The 18,714-nt window shown below is 64.1% G+C and carries 19 protein-coding genes; 4 read left to right on the forward strand and 15 right to left on the reverse strand.

Annotated elements, in window-relative coordinates:
* Positions 1-227: 227 nt before the first annotated feature.
* The 9 genes from DIE12_RS38485 to DIE12_RS37955 form a co-directional block, all read right to left on the reverse strand.
* Positions 228-491: a hypothetical protein gene (locus DIE12_RS38485; protein ID WP_124551099.1), complete on the reverse strand. Its 264-nt coding sequence runs from the start codon at positions 489-491 to the stop codon at positions 228-230.
* A gap of 65 nt (positions 492-556) precedes the next feature.
* On the reverse strand, positions 557-1,192 hold the full coding sequence (locus DIE12_RS03355; RefSeq protein ID WP_124551100.1) for an AAA family ATPase: 636 nt from the start codon (positions 1,190-1,192) through the stop codon (positions 557-559).
* 508 nt (positions 1,193-1,700) lie between these two features.
* Complete coding sequence (locus tag DIE12_RS03360) at positions 1,701-1,913, reverse strand: ogr/Delta-like zinc finger family protein (RefSeq protein ID WP_124551101.1); 213 nt, start codon at positions 1,911-1,913, stop codon at positions 1,701-1,703.
* Positions 1,910-2,170, reverse strand: a complete 261-nt coding sequence (locus tag DIE12_RS03365; RefSeq protein ID WP_185641222.1) for an ogr/Delta-like zinc finger family protein — start codon at positions 2,168-2,170, stop codon at positions 1,910-1,912. Before DIE12_RS03365 ends, DIE12_RS03360 begins: the two co-directional genes overlap by 4 nt.
* Positions 2,154-3,923: a replication endonuclease gene (locus DIE12_RS03370; RefSeq protein ID WP_260428997.1), complete on the reverse strand. Its 1,770-nt coding sequence runs from the start codon at positions 3,921-3,923 to the stop codon at positions 2,154-2,156. Before DIE12_RS03370 ends, DIE12_RS03365 begins: the two co-directional genes overlap by 17 nt.
* Before the next feature lie 269 nt (positions 3,924-4,192).
* Positions 4,193-4,399 carry a hypothetical protein gene (locus DIE12_RS03375; protein ID WP_185641223.1) on the reverse strand — a complete coding sequence of 69 codons (207 nt, stop codon included), beginning with the start codon at positions 4,397-4,399 and terminating at the stop codon, positions 4,193-4,195.
* Complete coding sequence (locus tag DIE12_RS03380) at positions 4,396-4,671, reverse strand: hypothetical protein (protein ID WP_124551104.1); 276 nt, start codon at positions 4,669-4,671, stop codon at positions 4,396-4,398. Before DIE12_RS03380 ends, DIE12_RS03375 begins: the two co-directional genes overlap by 4 nt.
* On the reverse strand, positions 4,668-4,832 hold the full coding sequence (locus DIE12_RS37950) for a hypothetical protein (protein WP_185641224.1): 165 nt from the start codon (positions 4,830-4,832) through the stop codon (positions 4,668-4,670). The genes DIE12_RS03380 and DIE12_RS37950 overlap by 4 nt, the downstream gene beginning before the upstream one ends.
* A 14-nt stretch (positions 4,833-4,846) precedes the next feature.
* Positions 4,847-4,984 (reverse strand): hypothetical protein, encoded by a 138-nt coding sequence (locus DIE12_RS37955; protein ID WP_185641225.1) that lies wholly within the window; start codon positions 4,982-4,984, stop codon positions 4,847-4,849.
* Between the two features lie 141 nt (positions 4,985-5,125).
* On the opposite strand from DIE12_RS37955, the gene DIE12_RS03385 reads away from it, so the two are divergent.
* Positions 5,126-5,398 (forward strand): hypothetical protein, encoded by a 273-nt coding sequence (locus tag DIE12_RS03385; RefSeq protein WP_124551105.1) that lies wholly within the window; start codon positions 5,126-5,128, stop codon positions 5,396-5,398.
* A 563-nt stretch (positions 5,399-5,961) separates the two neighbouring features.
* Positions 5,962-6,291, forward strand: a complete 330-nt coding sequence (locus DIE12_RS03390; RefSeq protein WP_124551110.1) for a helix-turn-helix domain-containing protein — start codon at positions 5,962-5,964, stop codon at positions 6,289-6,291.
* Positions 6,292-6,387: 96 nt separating this feature from the next.
* Here DIE12_RS03390 and DIE12_RS03395 read toward each other — a convergent pair whose 3' ends face one another.
* The 4 genes from DIE12_RS03395 to DIE12_RS03415 all read right to left on the reverse strand — a co-directional run bounded on the left by DIE12_RS03395 (position 6,388) and on the right by DIE12_RS03415 (position 13,507).
* A complete protein-coding gene (locus DIE12_RS03395; RefSeq protein ID WP_124519836.1) occupies positions 6,388-6,984 on the reverse strand; it encodes a recombinase family protein in 597 nt (198 codons plus the stop codon).
* A 21-nt stretch (positions 6,985-7,005) separates the two neighbouring features.
* Complete coding sequence (locus DIE12_RS03400) at positions 7,006-9,972, reverse strand: CheR family methyltransferase (protein ID WP_124519835.1); 2,967 nt, start codon at positions 9,970-9,972, stop codon at positions 7,006-7,008.
* Between the two features lie 541 nt (positions 9,973-10,513).
* Positions 10,514-11,527 carry a hypothetical protein gene (locus tag DIE12_RS03405; RefSeq protein ID WP_124519948.1) on the reverse strand — a complete coding sequence of 338 codons (1,014 nt, stop codon included), beginning with the start codon at positions 11,525-11,527 and terminating at the stop codon, positions 10,514-10,516.
* A 384-nt stretch (positions 11,528-11,911) separates the two neighbouring features.
* Entirely contained in the window at positions 11,912-13,507 is a 1,596-nt protein-coding gene (locus DIE12_RS03415) for a GMC oxidoreductase (RefSeq protein WP_124519946.1), read from the reverse strand.
* A 370-nt stretch (positions 13,508-13,877) separates the two neighbouring features.
* Here DIE12_RS03415 and DIE12_RS03420 point away from each other — a divergent pair, with 370 nt between their 5' ends.
* Together DIE12_RS03420 and DIE12_RS03425 are read left to right on the forward strand one after the other, a co-directional pair.
* On the forward strand, positions 13,878-14,138 hold the full coding sequence (locus tag DIE12_RS03420; protein ID WP_044848681.1) for a hypothetical protein: 261 nt from the start codon (positions 13,878-13,880) through the stop codon (positions 14,136-14,138).
* 787 nt (positions 14,139-14,925) lie between these two features.
* The gene (locus tag DIE12_RS03425) at positions 14,926-15,186 is read left to right on the forward strand and encodes a hypothetical protein (RefSeq protein ID WP_044848682.1); all 261 of its coding nucleotides are present in this window, start codon (positions 14,926-14,928) and stop codon (positions 15,184-15,186) included.
* 149 nt (positions 15,187-15,335) lie between these two features.
* On the opposite strand, the gene DIE12_RS03430 is transcribed toward DIE12_RS03425, so the two are convergent.
* Both DIE12_RS03430 and DIE12_RS03435 read right to left on the reverse strand, forming a co-directional pair.
* Complete coding sequence (locus tag DIE12_RS03430) at positions 15,336-16,292, reverse strand: NAD(P)/FAD-dependent oxidoreductase (protein ID WP_124519834.1); 957 nt, start codon at positions 16,290-16,292, stop codon at positions 15,336-15,338.
* Between the two features lie 26 nt (positions 16,293-16,318).
* On the reverse strand, positions 16,319-18,664 hold the full coding sequence (locus tag DIE12_RS03435; protein ID WP_124519833.1) for a hypothetical protein: 2,346 nt from the start codon (positions 18,662-18,664) through the stop codon (positions 16,319-16,321).
* Positions 18,665-18,714: the final 50 nt, after the last annotated feature.

Consider the following 18,714-nt stretch of genomic DNA (forward strand, 5'->3'; position numbering starts at 1 on the left):
ACCCGCTGAAATCACTAGCCCTGTGGCACGTAATGATCCAAAGCGCCGGTGAATTTATTCCATAAAAAGCAACAGCGCCCAGTCTGCCTATTGACAACGAATTTAAAACTCATTACGTCTCTTGCGCGCCAATGTGTTGGCACTTCCGTCCGAAGTGCCCCAAATCGGTGATCTGACGCGACGGCGCCCAAGCCGCCGCGTGGTAAATCCACCGTGCGCCCGATCTATCATGCACCCTCCGCTTCGACGAACCGCGATGCCGCCATCGCGAATGCGGCCGCCCTGCTGACGCCCAGACGTGCGGCCACCGTGTCGACGCGCGCGAGCAGCGTCGGATCGATCCCGAGGCTGATCGTCTCCTTTTTCTGACGCCGGTGCGCATGAGCCTTCGCGACGGTCGACTGTTCTGGCGCGGCCGCGTCCGGCGCACTGCCGATGAATTGCTCGATCGCCGCCGCTTTGCGTGCGTCCGGCCGTTTCGTGATCGTCATGCTAACCCTCTTTCGATATTAAACCTATATCGCTTTGATACCGGTTCGGTATTGCTTCAATAGCGTTACGCGGCCAGAACGGCATCGAGCAGGCGCTCGGCTTCCGCGCACGCGGCCGGATCCCGGCGCGGCATTTCTTCGACGTGCAGCCCGGCGGCGGCCGCGTTCGCGAAGGCCTTCCGGCGTGTGAGCCGGCAGTCGAGCAGTTCGAACGTGGAGAACTCGCACAGCGCCGCCGCCGCGTCGCGATTGTCCGGTCCGCTCACATCGGCGAGGTTCATGAACGCTAGCGCCTTCAGGTCGTGCACGGCGCGTGCTTCGTCGATCAGCTCGGCGATGTCCTTCACCGCCCACACTTCGAACGAGCGCGGCACGAAGGGGATCAGCGCCACGTCAGCGACCGTCAGAGCGGCGCGCAACGCGGTCGAATCGCCCACGCCTGCATCGATGACGACGTGATCGAATGCGCCGGCCTGCGCCGTCACCTGGGCGCGCAGCGTGGCGCCATTCGAATAGGCTGACGCCGCCAGCGGCGGCCGGCCGCTTTCGGCGCGGATCGTGATCGCGCTGATCGCGGTTTCCTGTCGATCGCCGTCGACGAGCCAGACGCGCGCGCCGGTGAGCGACAGGCCGATTGCGAGCTGCAATGCGGTCGTCGATTTGCCGACGCCGCCCTTGGTATTCACGACTGCTATTTTCATTTTGCCCCCCCCGAGCAGTGATCTATATATAAAACAATATCGAGTCGATATCTATCTGATACTGATTCGCAATTTTTCCGATATCGCCTAGATACCGTTCGGCCGATGTCCGCACCATTTGCACTGAGCAATCAGCTGATCCCATCCGATTCCAACGTCGGGCGGCACCGCTTCGAATATGTGTTGACAGTGTGTGTGTTCCATGACTATAGGGCGCCCAACTCCTTTAAACTGGTGATGACTCGTGATCCCGTCGACGCCGTTGCAAACGCAGTTCGTGGCGAGGCACCGATATTCCCGCTGTTCGGTTGCCTGCCGTTTATCCTGTACCGGTGCGATCTCGAGCAGACTCGGTAAAACGCAGCGTTCGAGGAGCATGACGCTTGCGTCATGCGGCTCCCCGACCACACTTTTATCCCCGTATCGCGATGCGATACTTCCCACATCGGGTTGTTTCCACCCTTAAGCCATTTGGCGTGGGCCTTTGTCGTTTGCATAGTCTCTCCAATTAAACTTCGAATTCGAACTCTTGCGTCGTGCGGCGCGGCCGCTTCGGAATCGGCAGCTCGGGCGGCTCCATCTGCACGCGCGTGCGGTACGTATGTCCGCACGTCACCTCATCGCATTGGAAGTCGATCAGCCACTCGGTCTCGGAAACCTTCTCCATCGCGCGCGCGATGCCGCGCGTGTCGCAATGCGGGCATGCGATCGTGAACCTCATGCTCGTGCGTCCTGGCGCATTGTCGTGCGTGCGTTGACCGCTCCGCGCAGTGGCGTCGACGGCATGACGTCGAGCTGGACGCCGGCACGTGGCCGTGCCGACGCCGACAGCGAAAACAGAATCTCGAAGCCGGCCGGCGTGCGATAGCCGCAGTCCTCGCAGACGAAGTACATGCGGCGGAACGTCGTCGACAGCCCCTCTGTGTGACGCGCGTCGATTTCGCCGCCGCAGCACGGGCAATCAATTTTCATAGTCATATGGCCTCCATTCGCGCTCGTTTCGGCCGCCCCCGGCCCCTTCGTTGGTCTGTTCCGGCCGATCGTCGTGCGTCCAGCCGCTGTTTTCGTACTCGCTGACGCCGCCTTCAAGCGGCGGCGTACAGTTATTGACACGAGTCCAAGGCGCACGCTGCGCGTGCTCCAAACCCAACTCCCAATCTGCGGCCGCCGCCGGATGCTCGGCCGCCCACTGCGCGTATTCGTCGCCCTTCAGGATCAGGTCCGGAATCTCGATGCCGTCGACGCCGCGCTCGGCGTATCCGCCGCGCGTGATCGCGACATCGAATGTCCCCGTGACCTTCGCGGCCGCCGAGCGCGATGCGCGCGTGATCTCCCACGTGTACCGCTTGGACGGCACCGTGACCGTGCGCGGCATCACGTCGATCCAGTTGCCGAGCACATCGCGCACCTTCGCCACCTCGTGGTACTCGATGCCGACAATGCGCGGTGCGCCGTCTTCACCGTACTGGTTCGGCTGGTCGTTCTCGATTTTCGCGATGCGCACACGGTAGTCACGGCCACACGCGACGCCGCCTTGCGCCTGCACGTAGTGATCCCATGCGACGGACGCGTTCTCGCGCCCCTCATAAACGGCTACCTTGTTTACGGCGTTGTGTGCGAGCTGTACGAACTTCGGCGCATCGCTCGGCACGGCCTCAACGCGGCGCAGCTCACGCCAGACCGACACCGGCGGGCCGCCGATCTGCTGAAACTGGCGGATTCGCCAGCGCGTCGCCCAGGCTTCGACACGTTCCGACGTTTCGAACGAATCGTTGCCGTGCAGATCCTTTTCGAGTCGATAGCCGTCGATGTTCTTCGCTACGTACTTTGCGATGTAGCCTGCCGCCGTTCCCTTGTCTGGGTCCATGCGCCTGAGTTCGACGCGACGTTCCTGCGCGCCGCGCTCGTCGCCGTCGACGGCGAGCGCATAGCGGCGGATCGTCGCGCGCACCGTCGCGTCATGCTGCTTCGGATAGAACAGCAGGCAGTGCCAATGCGGCGTGCCGTCATGGTTCGGTTCTGCAATCCGGAAGCCGTACATGCAGATGTCTTTGCGCGCGAGCGCTGCGCGGATGCGCGCCCACGTTTTGCGCAGATGAGCTTGCGCCTCGCGGGGAGACGTGCCGTCCCACTTCGTATTGGCGCGTGCTCGCCCGTACACCGTCGTCATGCGATGCATGCGCGACGGGCACGTGATCGTGGCAAACATCCCTGTATCGCCGGCTGCGATTGCGATGCGCTCGAACCCGTTGATGCGCGTCATCAGCTCTGCTCGGCGGATCGACTTGTTGGCTGTACCCTTCGCGGCGAGTTGCGCGAGCGTGAATTCCTGATCGGTTTCGATGTTGCGGGCGATCGTCGCATCGAGCGCGGCCGCGTTGCGGTCGTTCTGCTCTTGACGATCGCGCACCGAGACGTTCGACACGTAACACTCGCGGTCTTGCGACACGAGCCCCAGCAAGATCGCGGCCGATTCCTTCGCCATACCATGAGCTTTCCGGAGCCGGCCCTTCCACCACTTCGCGGCGACCATCCGGCGCACCGCCGGGCCGTCTTCGTACGTTTCGTCCGGCGCGTCGATGTTGTATCCGGCGCAGATCGCCGACAGTGCGACACGCTGCTCGAACACGTCGGCACCTTTCGCCTGCGCTTCCGTCAGCCCTGCGGAGCGCAGCACGCCAGCATCGAACATGCCACGACGCTGCTCGCGCTCGATGTGGAGCAACTTCACACGGCATGCCTCGGCAGCGCTCCAAGCGAGATCGCACACATCATGGTCGTTTGCTCCGAGCGGCAATTGCGGGCACGCAGGGAGCAATGGCGCAACGCTGTCGCGCAGCGCTTCGTTTGCCGCCCGCCGCGCGGTGCCCTCTGCGGTGACTTTCGAGCGGTTGAACGACGACCGGCGGCGCTCCCACTGCGACAGGAGACGCATTGCCCACGGGCGCGGAAGATCCGCGACCTGCGCGTTAGCCCATTCGTGGTCGTTGTTCCGGACGTTCATGCAGCGACGCTGTCCAACAATACGAGTTCGCCGAGGGGCAGGCGGATTACGCATTCGTCGCCGGCGAGATAGCATTCGATCGTCGCGATGCCGTTATCGACGCTCGCGATCCGACCGCGCATGCCATCCGCCGATTCCGTTTCTTCCGACTTCGACGACACCATGACGGTGCGGCCAATGCTGAACGTCCGGCCCCGCGTCATACGAATCCCCGCGCGATGCGGCAGATGGCTGCCCAATATCGATCAGGCGTTACCGCGTTACGCTCTGCGCGCGATTCGTGTGCAGCTGGGAAGCGATGATGAAGATGGTCGACGAGCGCGGCACAGGCAGCGCTGCCGGTCGGCGTAGGATTGATATGCGCGACGCTCGGCGTCGGCCGAGCAGTGAACGAAATGTGCGAATCGCCGAGATAACCAATGTCGCCGTCGTCCAGGCGGTATCCGAGGTCAGAGAAAGCGGTCGAGGCGGTCATTGCGGGAATGCCTCCTCGTAGTCCGGGCAGCGGTCGTCATCGTTGTAGGCGTCGCACCATCCCGCGTCCCAATCGTGCCAGTCGCACGACAGCATCGGATACGGGTTGTCGGTCTGGTCGCAGCCGCGCGCATCATCGGCCTGTCCTGCCTGATATGCCATCGAGCCTTCCATGATCACGCCCCCAGCCAATAGAAGAAGCGATCGAGCGCGCGAGCGACGCGCCAACCACGGCGGAAATACGGGCCCTCCAGCGTAAAACCGCCGAGGCTCGACGGATGGATTCGGGCGTGCTTCAGGTGCAATTGCGACATGTTCGACTCCATTCGGTTAGTAGTCCGATTTTCGTAAGCCAATGCCTAGTCGATAGCCGATGGACTGCTGCTCAGGCGTGCAACCTCTCCGCGCTATACTCCCCGAGCCCTACAAACTACTTTTTACCAATCGGGGGATTTATGAACGATGAGGTCGACCTGAACAAGCCCGCCACCATAGGCAACGTGATCGACTTATCCAGCACCCTGGCACTCGCCACCGGCGCCGTCATTGCGCGGGTGGTTCCTTTGCTTGTTCAGCATCCGGTGACCGATGCCGATAGCCTTGATGGGCTGCTTGCCGCTTTGGAAGATTTGGCCGTAGAGATTGAGCAGGTTTCGCCGGCTTTTGGCCCGTCCGTGATAGACGCTGTCATTGCCTCCATTGAGGCGAGCTACAGCCATCTTTACTGACGCAACGACGCGAGCTTCGAACTCTTTTGCCCGCGCGTGCTGAGTCGCTCGGCGCGCAGCGCGGCTACCCGGCGCCCCACTCCCTTCCCCACTATCTACTCCGAGCAAATGCGATTCAGTGGCTGCGCAAGCCTTGACCATCGCAGCCATCCGGATAGCGCGTTCCGGATTTCGTGAAGCTGCCGCGAGCGCGGCGAGCGTGAACTGATGATCGGCTGCGGCGTCGACGGCGCCAGCAGTGCTGCTCTGGCGCGAATCCCGGCCGACAACCAGTTTCGAAGTCGTGAGATTTGTAACGGTCTGTTGCGACGAAGTCTGCATGTTGCTGCCCCTTTTTCAACCCCATAACGATGTTTTCGTGAAGCACCGCCCCGGCGGCCGGGTAGCAAATCCAGCACTGGCGGGGTTGAGGACCAGTTGCCGAGGCGATAGGTCGGAGGATAGTTCGAGGTCTAAAACTATGTCAAGGTCTCGAACGATTCGTAACCCTCGATCGTTGCATGTTCTCGAATATCGAACTACCCTACGCCGCAGGGTTGATCTTCATTTTCAAGGGGTTACAAATGAAAGGAACCGTCGACTATCTCGACGATGCGAAGCGGTCGCTTCGTGTTGAATCGGACTACGCGCTCGCGAAGGCACTCAACATCCGCGCTTCGACGATCAGCGGTTACCGCGCTGGCCGTAGCCATTTCGATGAAACCACTGCCCTCAAGATCGCAGAGGCCTGTGGTATCGATCCGATGGAAGTGATCGCCGCCGCTGCCTACGAGCGTGCGAAAACGCAAGACGTCCGGACGATCTGGCTGGGTGCTTGGGAAAAATTTTCCAAGGGTTTTCGGTGGCTGGCGCTACCCGCTAACGCTTGTGGGGCCTTGTTCCCGCAGGTGTAACGCCAGCATAAGTTAGCTTTGGGGCCGTACCAGTTTCGGCATTATGTCAACTACACTTCCGACTGTACCCGAGCAGTCAAGACAATTGCGCACCCGTCAGTCTTCCGTAGCGGCAGTCGCGGAAGACGCCCGTATCCGCATGACGGTTTGACGCGAGGTGCCGAATTTACGTGCGACCTCGCTGACCGACAGGCCTTTGTCGAGCGAACGCATGACGCGCTCCTGATCGTGGCGCGACAGCGAGGCTGGGCGGCCAGTATGCTGTCCGCGTTCCTGCGCGAACTTCAGGCCGTTCTGGCTGCGTTGGCTTCTCGTCGCGATTTCCATTTGGACGATCGCGCGCAGCGTTTTGACCGCTTGCCGTTCGGGACGGCCTGCGAGGTCCACGTTGCCGAGTTCGACGCACAGGACGGAAATTCCTTTGTCGCGACATGCCATCAACGTCGAAAGTACATCGCGCGCGCTGCACCCGAGCGCGGAAAGTTCGAGTACCACCAGAGAATCGCCGGGAGCAACACGCCGCAAGAGCCCCTTCAGTTCCGGCCGACCGGCTGCCGCGACGTACGGATGCACATGTTCGATCGTGGTGCGGCTGAGCACGACGGTGTAACCGGCCTTGTCGAGCTCGAACAACTCCTTTTCCGGATCCTGACCATCGACGGGTTTGTTGAGGTAGAAATAAGTGCGAGCCACGACGGTGTCCTGGAGCGGCCATCAACGACGCGAGCGCGCAAGAACGGACAGCAAGTCGTCCAGTGCCACCGGTTTCAGCAGATGCGCATCGAAGCCGGCATTCGTGGCCTCCTTCACGTCGGCCTCCTGGCCAAAGCCGCTGAGCGCGATACAGGTCACCGATCTGAGCGCCGGCGCTTCGCGTAGTTTCGCGATGAACGCCAACCCACCCATGCCCGGCATGCCGATATCGGACAGGACGAGGTCCGGTATCTGGCCGTCGAGCAGGGACAACGCCTCTTCTCCGCTGGTCGCCGTCTGAACGATCGCGCCATCGCTTTCCAGCAGGACCTTGAAGGTTTCGACGGTTGTAGCGTCGTCATCGACCATCAGGATATGCAGACCGTGCAACGATTCCGCCACGGGTCCGCTGGCAGGACTCGTAATTGCGACAGCGCGATGGGTCGGGAGCGTGATAGTGAATGTCGCGCCGCGGCCGACACCTTCCGATTCCGCCCGTACCGCGCCGCCATGCAGGCTCACGAGATCCCTGACCAGCGCAAGGCCGATGCCGAGGCCGGCACGGCGTGCGTTCGAGTCCCGGCTTTGCTGGAACATGTCGAAGATGTGCGGCAACAGCGACGGCTCGATGCCGCTGCCGGTATCTGCCACACGCAGCACGGCCTCGGCATGTTCGTTGACCTGCAGCGAGACATCCACCGAACTGATGTTGTGAAGGTCGTCGTTCGCCTTTGCCGTGTCCTCGATGCGCGCCTGCATTTCGGCGTTCGCCGTGGTCAGCTCTTCGTTGACCGACTGCAGTTCTTCCTTGCTGCTTTCGAGCTCCTCGCTCGTCGAGCGCAGTTCCTCGTTGATCGCCTGCAACTCCTCGTTCGACGCCTTCAGCTCCTCGACCGACGTTTCATACTGCTCGATGATCGTCGCCAGTTGCTCGCGGCTGTGCTGCAACTCCTGTTCGAGCTGCGCGAGCACCGGATCCTGTCCGCTCGCTTCCGCCTGATCCTCCTCGGTCATGCGGCCGGCCACCTCGTCGAACACGATCAGCAGGAATTCCGAATTGGCGACCTTGTCGTGAAACGGCCTGACCGTCATGTTGATCCACGACACGCGGGCCTCGTGCGTCCACTTGACGCGCCGCGCCTCGACGCTCGTGCCCGTTTGCAGCGCGCGGAAAATGGCCGTGCGCAAGTCGAGCCGCAGGTCCGGCAGCACCAGCGTCATGATGTTGCTGGACAGCTCCCCGCCGACATGCCGCAGGAATCGCCCGGCGTTGTCCGACAGGTGAACCACGTTGGATTCCTTGTCGATGATGACGCTCGGCGGTGAATAGGTTTCCAGCGCACGCTGATGAAGCTCCGAATAGGAGAAGTTGCGCTGGGCCGGGCTGGCCGGAACCCGCATCGGCGGTTGAGGCGCGGAGCGCTCGTCCCCGCCGGATTCGACCTGGAAAAGCGGCGGGAAGCCCGTGACCGGTTTCGCGCGATGCGTGACGACGCGCGCCTGGTAGATCCGCCGCTTCTTGTCGACGACCGTAAACAGATCGTCGGCTGCGTCGGCCGATTCCGCGGTGCCGAGGAACAGATAGCCGTTCGGACGCAACGCGAAATGAAACAACTCGAGGATCTGCCGCTGCACCGCGCGCTCCAGGTAGATCAGCACGTTGCGGCACGAGATCAGGTCGAGGTGCGAGAACGGCGGATCGCGCAGCAGGCTGTGGGCGGCGAACAGGATGCGCTCGCGCACGGCCTTGGCAATCACGTAGTGCGCGCCCTCGCGCGTGAAGTAGCGCTGCAGCAGCGGCGCAGGCACGTCCGTCGCGATCGACAGCGGGTAGGAGCCCGTGCGTGCGCGGACGATCGCGGCTTCGTCGATATCGGTCGCAAATACCTGGATCGCCTGGCTCGACATCGACGCCTCGCGTGCCCGCGCGAGCAGCAGCGAGATCGAATACGCCTCTTCCCCCGTCGCGCATCCGGCCACCCAGACCCGCACCTGCTCCTCGGCGGATTCCGGCGCGAACAACTGGGCGATCACCTCGCGTTCGAGGAAGTCGAAGGCCTCGCGATCGCGGAAAAACTGGGTCACGCCGATCAGCATGTCGGCCAGCAGCGCGTTGGCCTCGTCCGGCGCGGTCCGCAGGAAGTCGCGGTACGCGAGCATGTCGCGCTGGCCGTTCACCTGCATGCGCCGCTCGATACGTCGCAGCACCGTCGCCCGCTTGTACAGCCTGAAATCGTGGCCGGTGCGTACCCGCAGGTGCATCAGGATGTCCGACAGCGCCCGTTCGGGATCATTGGCGCCGGGCCGATCGCCGATTTGCTGCATCTGCGTGAGTTCGAGGGTCTGTTGCTCGATGCGTCGCGCATTCGCCCAGAGGTCCAGCAATTTTTGCGGCATCTCGGCTGCCGGCAGCACGATATCGACGCGCGCCGTCGAGATCGCATGCTGCGGCATCTCCGCGTACTCCGCATCGTCCGGCGTCTGGGCGAGCGTGATGCCGCCCGCCTCCTTGATACGGCTCAAGCCCGCCGCGCCGTCCGAGCCGGTACCGGACAGCACGATGCCGATCGCGCGCGAGTCGTGAGCGTCCGCCAACGTCCGGAAAAAGTGGTCGATCGAGAGCGCGGCGCCTTCGGCGGAGCTCAGCGGGCTACAGCGAAGGCAACCGTCGGACATCTCCAGCTGCATGCCGGGCGCGATCACGTAGATATGGTTTTTTTCGATCGCTACCGTGGTCGTGACCTGATGCACCGGCATACCCGTCGTGTGCTGCAGGACGTTGTCCATATGGCTGACTTGTGCCGGTGCCAGATGGACGATGACCACGAACGCCATGTCCATGCCCGTCGGCGCGCTCTCGAAGAAGGTCTGCAAGGCCGTCGTGCCGCCAGCGGATGCCCCGATGCCCACAACCGGAAACGGCAGATCGCTCTTCACCGGGGTGGACGAGTGTGGCTGCTCCTGATGGGTCGGCTCTTGCCGTGACATTGATTTTCTCCTGATGCTGTAGCTGGACGTCGCCTGTCGGGCGCCAACCGCTGGGGCGTCACATGGATCGGGGCGCAGTTCCGCAACGGGCCGGGCCTGTTCGTGGCCATGCACTCTATCAGGTTGGCAGCCGGCTATCGGAAGCGCGCTCGAAGGCGACCGCACGGGCTCGCGATATCGACCGGTGAAGCCGGTTTCGTCCAAGCGCCTGATGGATATTCGGCAGCCTATTCGTGCTCGCGAGACCTTGCACGGGCGCTCGTGCGTATTGTACGCGGCGATCGAGCCATGAGCCGGCACCCTGGCCCCGAATTCATTCGCCGGTCGTTCCGTTGCGCCGCTGCGCCGCGATACGCTATTGCCGACAGGCGCACCGGCCCGCGCATGGGCATGCGTCTCGATTCGCATCGCGGGAACGTCGAGGCGCCACCCGTGCTCGAGCGCGCTGCCCGTGCCGCCGTACCGCTCGCTGACCGCCGGGTTCTTTGCCTTGTCGAGCAACGCTCTGTGAACAGAATGCGCCTGCGCTTGAAAACAAGCGCTAGAAATTGCGTGCCACGCCGACCATGAACATGTCCTGATCCTTGTCGTTGCCGGTTGCGACGCGATTGAAGCGCAAGCTGGCCGCCCAATCGGGCGTGACCTGATACGTCACCTGTGCGCTGAGCAACGCGTTGAGCCTCGTTGTGCTCGAGGCCTCGTCCCGATCACGCGACAGGTACGGACCTACGCCTGCCGAAAGCGTCCATTTGCTCCTGATCGGCGCGACGTACCAGATTTGCGCTGCCACGCCTCTGCGGCCGGCGACGCCGTTGTTGCCCTCGTAGATGAAGCTCGCCGAATAGGCCCACGCATTGCCGAGCGGCCGCTTGACTTCGACCATGTAGCCCTTTTCGATCGGCACTTGCGGACGGTTCGTCTGCGACGTCCCGGCCCACACGCCGACCTGCGTCTTGCCGTCCGAAAACGCCGGTCCCGGATCGCCGCCAAAATCCGAGCCGATGCCGAAGAGCACCGCGTCGGAGTTGAATCCGCCGATCATCTGCACGTGGTTGTACTGCACCTTGAGGAAGAAGCGGTCGGGAACGACGTAATACCGCACCGCTGCAGACGCACGCACCCCCCATCGCTTGTCGTTGCGCGGCTCATTGTCGACGTGTGTCGTGTCCATGCTGAAATACGGCCCGGCCGACAATTCGAGCGCGAAGCGATTGCCGAGCGGCCAACGGAACGAACCCAGCGCGGCGAAGCCATCGCGGTGGTGATTCAGCGGATGGCCCTCGTTCAGGTACGCGAGATAGACGGAGAAGTAGTCGTTCAGGACGTCGCCGAAGCCGACTTCGTACGCACGCCAATGCATGTCGCCACCCTCGGTCGCGCGTCCGTCGCCATACACCGCATAGACGTCGATCTTTCTTTCCGCTGGCTTGAAGCCGGCCGGCGAGTTCGCAGGATTGTCCTCGGCGTGCGCGTGGCCCGCGCCTGCCAGAATGACCAGACCGGCGATCGAGCTGGTGACGACGAAGCGCGCATAGTTGCGACGGCACTGTCCCATTTGGACTCTCCCTGACCTTGGTAACCGCGACCTGGTTCGACACAACGCCATTTGTCGCATCGCCCTTGATGCCGGGCGCTTGAGCATCGGTTCTCCTGCCTGCAGACGATCAAACGCAATCTCCGCCTCGCAGTAGCCACCGTGCAGGGCAGATTTACCCGGTTGCTCGTGATGAAGCAATATCGCTCCGTCCTGCAACGAACAATAGGTGTTTGCCTCCTGCAATACCTGCCGTTTCGCAAAGGCAGGACCGCCCAACAGTACGCGCGTGGAAATCATATCGATATTCGGTCCGATCCCGATGCGTTCGGCGCGCGTTTCCACGCTATCCATTGTGACGATCAGGATGCCACGTCAACCGTTGCCGATCCGGAACACCTTCGCTTAACGCCGGCCAAGCAACACGGCGACGTTGCGCTCGGCCAATGCGGCGATCGTGCGCGACGGATTCAGCCCGAGCGCACGCGGGATCGTCGCACCGTCCATCACGTAGAGCCCGTCGTAACCGAATACTTTTCCGTCCGCGTTTACCACGCCATCCGCGTGCGTGAGCCCCATGTTGCAACCACCGAGCGGATGCGGGGTGATCAGCCTGTGGAAGTCGCTCCACGTCGGAGGGACGAAGGGTTCGCCGCCTGTGGCGGCCGACAGGCGCCGGTGCGTGTCGACCATCGCATCGACCACCGCCTGCGATCGCGTGTACGACCAGTCGAGCCGCAACACGCGACGCCACGGCGCAAACCAGCAGCGACCGAGACGCATGCGCCCGTCTCCCGGATCGATCGCCTGGCCGAACCAGGGCATCATGTTCTCGACCGGGTCGTCGCAATCGAAATGGCGCGCGAAGGCTCGCCAGAACGTGCGCATCGCCCTGCCGTGCGAACGCTGCAGGTGGCGGCGCACGAAATCATGCGCAAGATTGGGCACGCCGCCATCCTCGACGAACAAGGGCTGACCTTCGTCGGCAGCCCCGTCGAGCAGGTCGATCGCGGCGGAAATGGTGACGCCGTGCGACGGCGAGATCTTCCGGCTGCCGTAGAAGGCCGGCGTCACGAAGTCGCCGTTGAAGGCCCAGCCCCAGCCGAGCCGCGGCGATAGATTCGGCAGCGTGCGATGCGCGTCGCGACAGCGCAGCAGCAGCTCGGTGCTGCCGATCGATCCGGCGCTGACGATCACCCTGGTCGCCGTGACGGATCCGGGCATGAAACTGCCCGCGGCCGGATCGATGACGTTGAAATGCACGCGCCATCCCTGGCCGAGCGGCTCGAGCTTGTGCACGACGTGCAGCGGCAGGATCGTTGCGCCATGGCGCTCGGCCACGGCCAGATAGTTGAGATCGAGCGTATTCTTCGCCGACACCTGGCATCCGATGTCGCAATTGCCGCAGTGTACGCACGTGCCTTGCGATACCCCGTGCACGTTGACGTGCCTGACGGAATGCCGGTCGTCGCGCGCGTCGGGCAAGGACGGATCGTAAGTCGACGAAAACGACACGGCGAGCGGCAACTTGCGATACCGATCGCCCCAGCCGCAGGCGTCGGCCGCATCGCGCAACAAGCGGGTGCGTTCGCTGATCTGGTTGTCGGGCACCTCCTGGACCGACAGCATCCAGCCCACGCGCTGGTAATAAGGCTCGAGCGCCTCGTACGTGATCTCCGGCGGCCAGCCATGCTCGAAGGCGTCGGGTTTGGCCTCGACCGAGACGTTGGCGTAGATCAGCGACCCGCCGCCGACGCCCGCGGCAGTCACCACTGACATGTCGGAAAAAACACGCAGGTCGGCCCAGCCGTGGAAGCGTTGCGGGTTCTGCTGGTTCCAGAGCCACGGGTCGGTCTCGTCGCGCGGATACGTTTTCGGCGTCCAGCGCCGGCCACGCTCCAGCACCAGCACCCTCCATCCCGCTTCCGCGAGGCGGCAGGCCGCCACCGCGCCCCCGAAGCCACTGCCGACCACGATGACATCGTATTCAAGCGTGCTCATGACGACGATCTCCTGACGCAGGTGCGCCACGGTTCCGATACAAACGACCCGCAGCATCCGCGGATTTCCGGCGGCATCGCGATGCCGGACGGAGCGAAGCCGATGCGGGCAGCCAGGCCGCCTTCGTGTTGGATGACGCGAAACAGTTGCCCGGCAAATTGTTTGGCAACACCCGACATCGTCTTTCCTCGAGCTTGCCCGGCGCACGCGGCGAATTATCGGAAGCCGGATGGAATGTCCTTTGTTTTCATTGGGTTAAGCGCCAATTGCGCAGGCGTGATGCGGGCTGGCACGCCCCATGCATTTGTAGCTGCGAGCGCAACGAAAACGTGCTCTCTTCCAAAACCGCAGCAAACTTAGGAGATTTATCATGTCCGCACTGATGATCAGCGACCTGTCCCGCGCCCACGAACTCAGCCGCAAGGAAATGGCTTCCGTCCGCGGTGGTAGCGTGTTCCAGAACTACGGAATCAACAACATCGCAACCGGCGGCGGCTTCTCGTTCGCGAGCCCCAATACCATCACGGCCCCGGTCACCCAGGTCGATGCATCGACCCACCTGGATCTCACCAGCGTGACCAACTCGATCAACAACCTCGGCGGCCTGGTCGTCGGCAAGCTGGGCCTCTAAGCCGCGCCGGATGTCCGCTCAGCGGCAACCGTGTCCGACAGCGTCGACCGAAACGCTCCAGCCCGCCGCGGGGTTGTCCCGCGGCGTTCAAAGCCCGCCAGGCCGTGTTCCCTGGCGGGCTTCCCTGCATGATAAAAACGAAGCCGGCATGAACGGGCAGACGGGCCGACGCACCGTCGGCAGCACCGCCCGCGTCCATCAGCGGCCGGGCTGATCCCGCCGCGCCTTCGACCTCCCTTCCCTGCACGCGGATCCGCTTCGCCTCATCGAGGCGGATGGCGCCGCGGCGCCAGTCATGGTGCCGCGTGGTCGCATCGATGCCCCGTTGGCCGTCGGCGCGGCTGTCCCGATGCGTTGTGCCATTCCGGATGGTACGCGTTAAATTCAGTGATCCGAAGTACCTCGTGACGATCGTTGCGTCAATGCCGGTTGCTGCCGACCGCCGGCGCAGCATCGCGTCGCTGGCTTTCCTGCGCGGGCGCTCACACGCTGCGGCTGCCCGTCGATGCTTTCGACGCGAATCGCCAGCGCCACGTCCCGTTCCTGTTGGCCGGGATAGAACAGCAGACGCGGAAACCGTCTGGAAGAACCCGACACCGCCGTGCTCCGATCTTGCCCGGCGAACCCGGTGAAATGGCGTCGAGCCAATTGAATTGCGTTTGTTTTCATGAGGTTGGATGTGTTTCCCGCGCGCACGAGCAGAGCCTGGCACGCGCCGTGCATTGGTAGCTGCGAGCGCAACGAAACGTGCTCTTTCCAAACCGCAGCACACTCAAGGAGATTGACCATGTCCGCACTGATGATCAACGATCTGTCCCACGCCCACGAACTCAGCCGCAAGGAAATGGCTTCCGTCAGCGGGGGTAGCGTGTTCCAGAACGCAGGTATCAACAACATCGTGACCGGCGGCGGATTCTCGTTCGCCAGCGCCAATACCATCACGGCGCCGGTGACGCAGGTCGATGCATCGACCCACCAGGATCTCACCAGCGTGACCAACTCGATCAACAACCTCGGCGGCCAGGTCATCGCGAAGCTGGGCTTGTAAGTTTCGCGATGCTTGCTTGCAGTCGCAGCAGTGTTTCGATCGAGTCGTACCGAAGTTCCTCAGCCCGCCGCGGGTTCGTCCCGCGGCGTTTCAAGCCCGCCAGGTCCCGCTGGCGGGCTTCTTTGCATGGTCGAAAGCGCAACCGGCCTTCATGCCGCATCCACTGCCGCGCAGCGGACTGCGTCGCGCCATCCGAGATCGAGCCCCGCACGCGCGTAACTCCGTGCCAACACGGCTCTGCTGCGCTCGTAGCTGTCTGTCACCCAGTCGCAGTACAGCGCGGCCAGCACGCTTGCCCCACCGGGATGACGCGAAACGTCGACGGCCATTGCGCCCGCGCGCAGGCCGGAAGCGATGGCGAAACGCAAACCGTCTCCTGTCGCGGGGTCGAGATAACCCGCCGCATCGCCGCACACGATATAGCCCGGGCCCGCGGTCCGGCGCACGCACTGCCAGCGCCTGCCCTCGCGCCACACCGGTCCGACGGGTGTCGTGTCCGCCGGCCACGCGATCTCGCCATCGCGCAGCATCGATAGCGACGTCCAGATCCGGAACGTGGACGTCGCCCTCATCCACAGCCAGCCGCCGCGCGCGATGTTCCAGTATGTGCCGGGGTGCGTGCCTGGCCCGCGCGCGTAGCCGCGGCGAAGCCAGAACAGCGAAGAGTCGGTCGTCACATCGAGCCGCATCGCGCGACGCAGCCACCCGTTGACGCCGGTTGCATCGATCACGGTGCTTGCGCCGACATCGCCGTCGCCGTGCGTGATGCCCACGACCGCGCCGTGTTCGACACGCGCGAGAAGCCCGCCGGCGGGCGTACGTGAATAGCGAACGCCGGCAGCCAGCGCTTCGGCACGCAGGCCGTCGTCGAGACGGCTGCGGATGACCGCACGTCCCCGCTGCGCATCGGCCACATCATCGAGCCATGTATGCGGTTGCCGGGCGAGACTCGGCGCCAGTCGATCGAGCAGCGCGAGCGCGGCGCCGGACACGCATTCCGGCGCCGCCCGCGAACGCCCGCGGCCCAGCATCCACACGTTGCCGCCCGCTCTTGCTGCCGCGATCGCGGCAGCGCATCCGGCAGGCCCGTCGCCGACCACGAGCACGTCGATCGCATTCATCGCGGTTCCCTTCAGTAAAGCCCGAGCGCGTCCGGCCCCGGTGCGCAGCGCAGCACGGGGCCGATCACCCGGGCCTCGGTCGCATCGCAACGGATCGCCTCACCGTAGCGCACGCGCAGCCGTCCCGGCATGTGCTGCGCCGGCGTCGCATCGGCGGCAGGCAGAACGAAAAGAAAGCGATAGCGCGCGGCAACGCCCGGCGCGTCCGCAGCGTCGGCTTCGCGAAGTGCCCGCGCGGATACCAGCCACAGCTTCGTATGCGACGGCGTTTGCCCGTGGTCGCATGCGGCGACGGCATGGCGCAATGCACCGATGCGCCGGACCAGCTCGACCGAATCGACATGCTCGAACGCGCCGTACAGCATCTCGCCGTGCAGCGCGTTGGCGACGTAGTCCGAGCGTTCGATGTCCGCGTAATCCACGCTGCCGTCGGGCGTCAGGTACGGGCCGTATTCGCCGTCCCATCCGCGCCGCGTGTTCGACTCGTCGCCGCGCGTGACCAGCGGATGACACGGATGAAGGCCGAGTTCATGGTCGAGCATCGGGATCGCGGTCGGCGCGTCGCTCCGGTTGAAGGTTCTGGACGCGTCAGGACTCACGGCGGGCCAGAAGCTGTTGGAGGCCGCGCACAGCTTGATATCTTCGGCGAACGGGCTGCCCAGCCCGAAGGTGGCGAGGAAGATGCCGCGCCGGTTGCCCGCATAGGTGACGTCCCAGCCGGGCGCAAACACGCCCGAAGACGCGTCCGACAGAAACGAGGTCATGCGCGGCATCTGCACTTCCCGGTCCCGCCGCCGCGCCGAGCGTGCCTCCCGGCTGAACGCGACGGCGACCGTCTCGTCACGCGGCGAAAACGCCTGCGTATGGCTGAACGGATCGATGTGATAGGGATTGGCCGGCAGGCGCTCGGCGCTGAGCGATATCGGCGAGCCGCTCCTGAACTGCGACTTCGGATCGATCCGACGGTCCTTGAACCAGCGCTGCAATTCCGCCTGGTCGGCATACGGGTAGAAGTCCGGCGCGGCAACGACCGAATAGGCCGGGTGTACCGCGTGTCCCGCCAGTTCGGCGATACGGATCGTCACGACGCCTTCGCTGCAGTGATCCAGAAACAGCTGCGCGCGATAGCCGCCTTTGCCGACTTCCCCGAGGAATGCCTGTCGGTCGACGGGATGCGCGCGCATATCCGTGCAGGAGCCGTCCTCATGCGCCTTGTGCCGGATGTTGATGAACTCCGGTGCATTGCGCGGTTCGGGAAATCGAAGCCAGGCGGGCGCGAAATGCGGAAAATAGTGCTGCCGCAGGTCGTCGACGGCGGCCAGCACCAGCTTCCACAGATTCGTGATGATTCTCATCGTCGTGAAGCGCCGGTTGGCGAGCGGGGCCAGCCGCCATCGAGCCGGCACGCCGAAGCCGTGCACGCCGAAGTTGGCGGCGTTCACCGGCTCGATCAGCGGCCGCGCGGCCGGGATCAGGAGTACGGCCGCGCCCGAACGCTTCAGTGCGACTGCCGGGGTGCTCGCGCCGGCAGGCGGTGCCGTGCCGGCGTCCTCGGAGCAGATCGCATACGGTGCGCCGCCCAGATCGCCGGATGGCGACGGCCGCACGCCCCAGCGCGCCTCGACGGCCCGCTTCAGCTTCTCACCGCGATGGCAGTGGCCATATTGCATCGTCAACCGGCGTCCGGGCAGGCATTCATCGGGAAACAGCTTGCGCACCGGTTCGATGAAGGTGCGCCGATCGTCGCCCGCTTGCCTGCCCTCGATCAGCGCGAGCGTGCCGGGGCCGGTGACCCGGCGCACGAGAAACGCGCCATAGCGCGCCGGCATCGCGCGGACATGCTCGATCCCGTCCGGCACGTGCGGCACGAAGCTGCGGGTCTGCTCGTCGTAGCTTGCGTCGACGTCGCCGTTGCGCGCAATGCCGAGTCGCGAAAACACGAGGTCCGCATGCTGCTGATGTCCGGTACGGCGCGCGGGCCGGTACTGGTAAGCCAGCACCGCGATGTCCAGCGTCTGCCAGTCGGGCGGCAACGGCGCCAGCGAATCGATGTAGTTCTCCAGCAAGTCGATTGCCTCGAGGCGCACGCCGGCATCCGGCGCCGGGCACGTGGACAGTGCGAGCATGTGATAGACGAGACTGCGTGCCGGGTCGCCGGGCTCGATCGCCCGCGTGGTGTCCGGGCAGAGATCGTGAATGCGCGGATCGTCCCAGTCGATCGGCAGCGGCCGGCTCAGTCGCTTCGCCGTCTCCTCGGGCGTGCCCGAATCGGACAGGTCGAGACCGTGACGTTCGAACGCTGCTCGCCATGGCGCCGGCAACCCGAGCAGCAACGCGTGAACCTCATCGACGAGCATCGACGGCCTCCGGCGGTGGTGCGTTCGAAGCGGCCGGCTCGATGCGCTTC

The sequence above is a fragment of the Burkholderia sp. Bp9015 genome, assembly GCF_003853505.1.
Classification (GTDB): domain Bacteria; phylum Pseudomonadota; class Gammaproteobacteria; order Burkholderiales; family Burkholderiaceae; genus Burkholderia.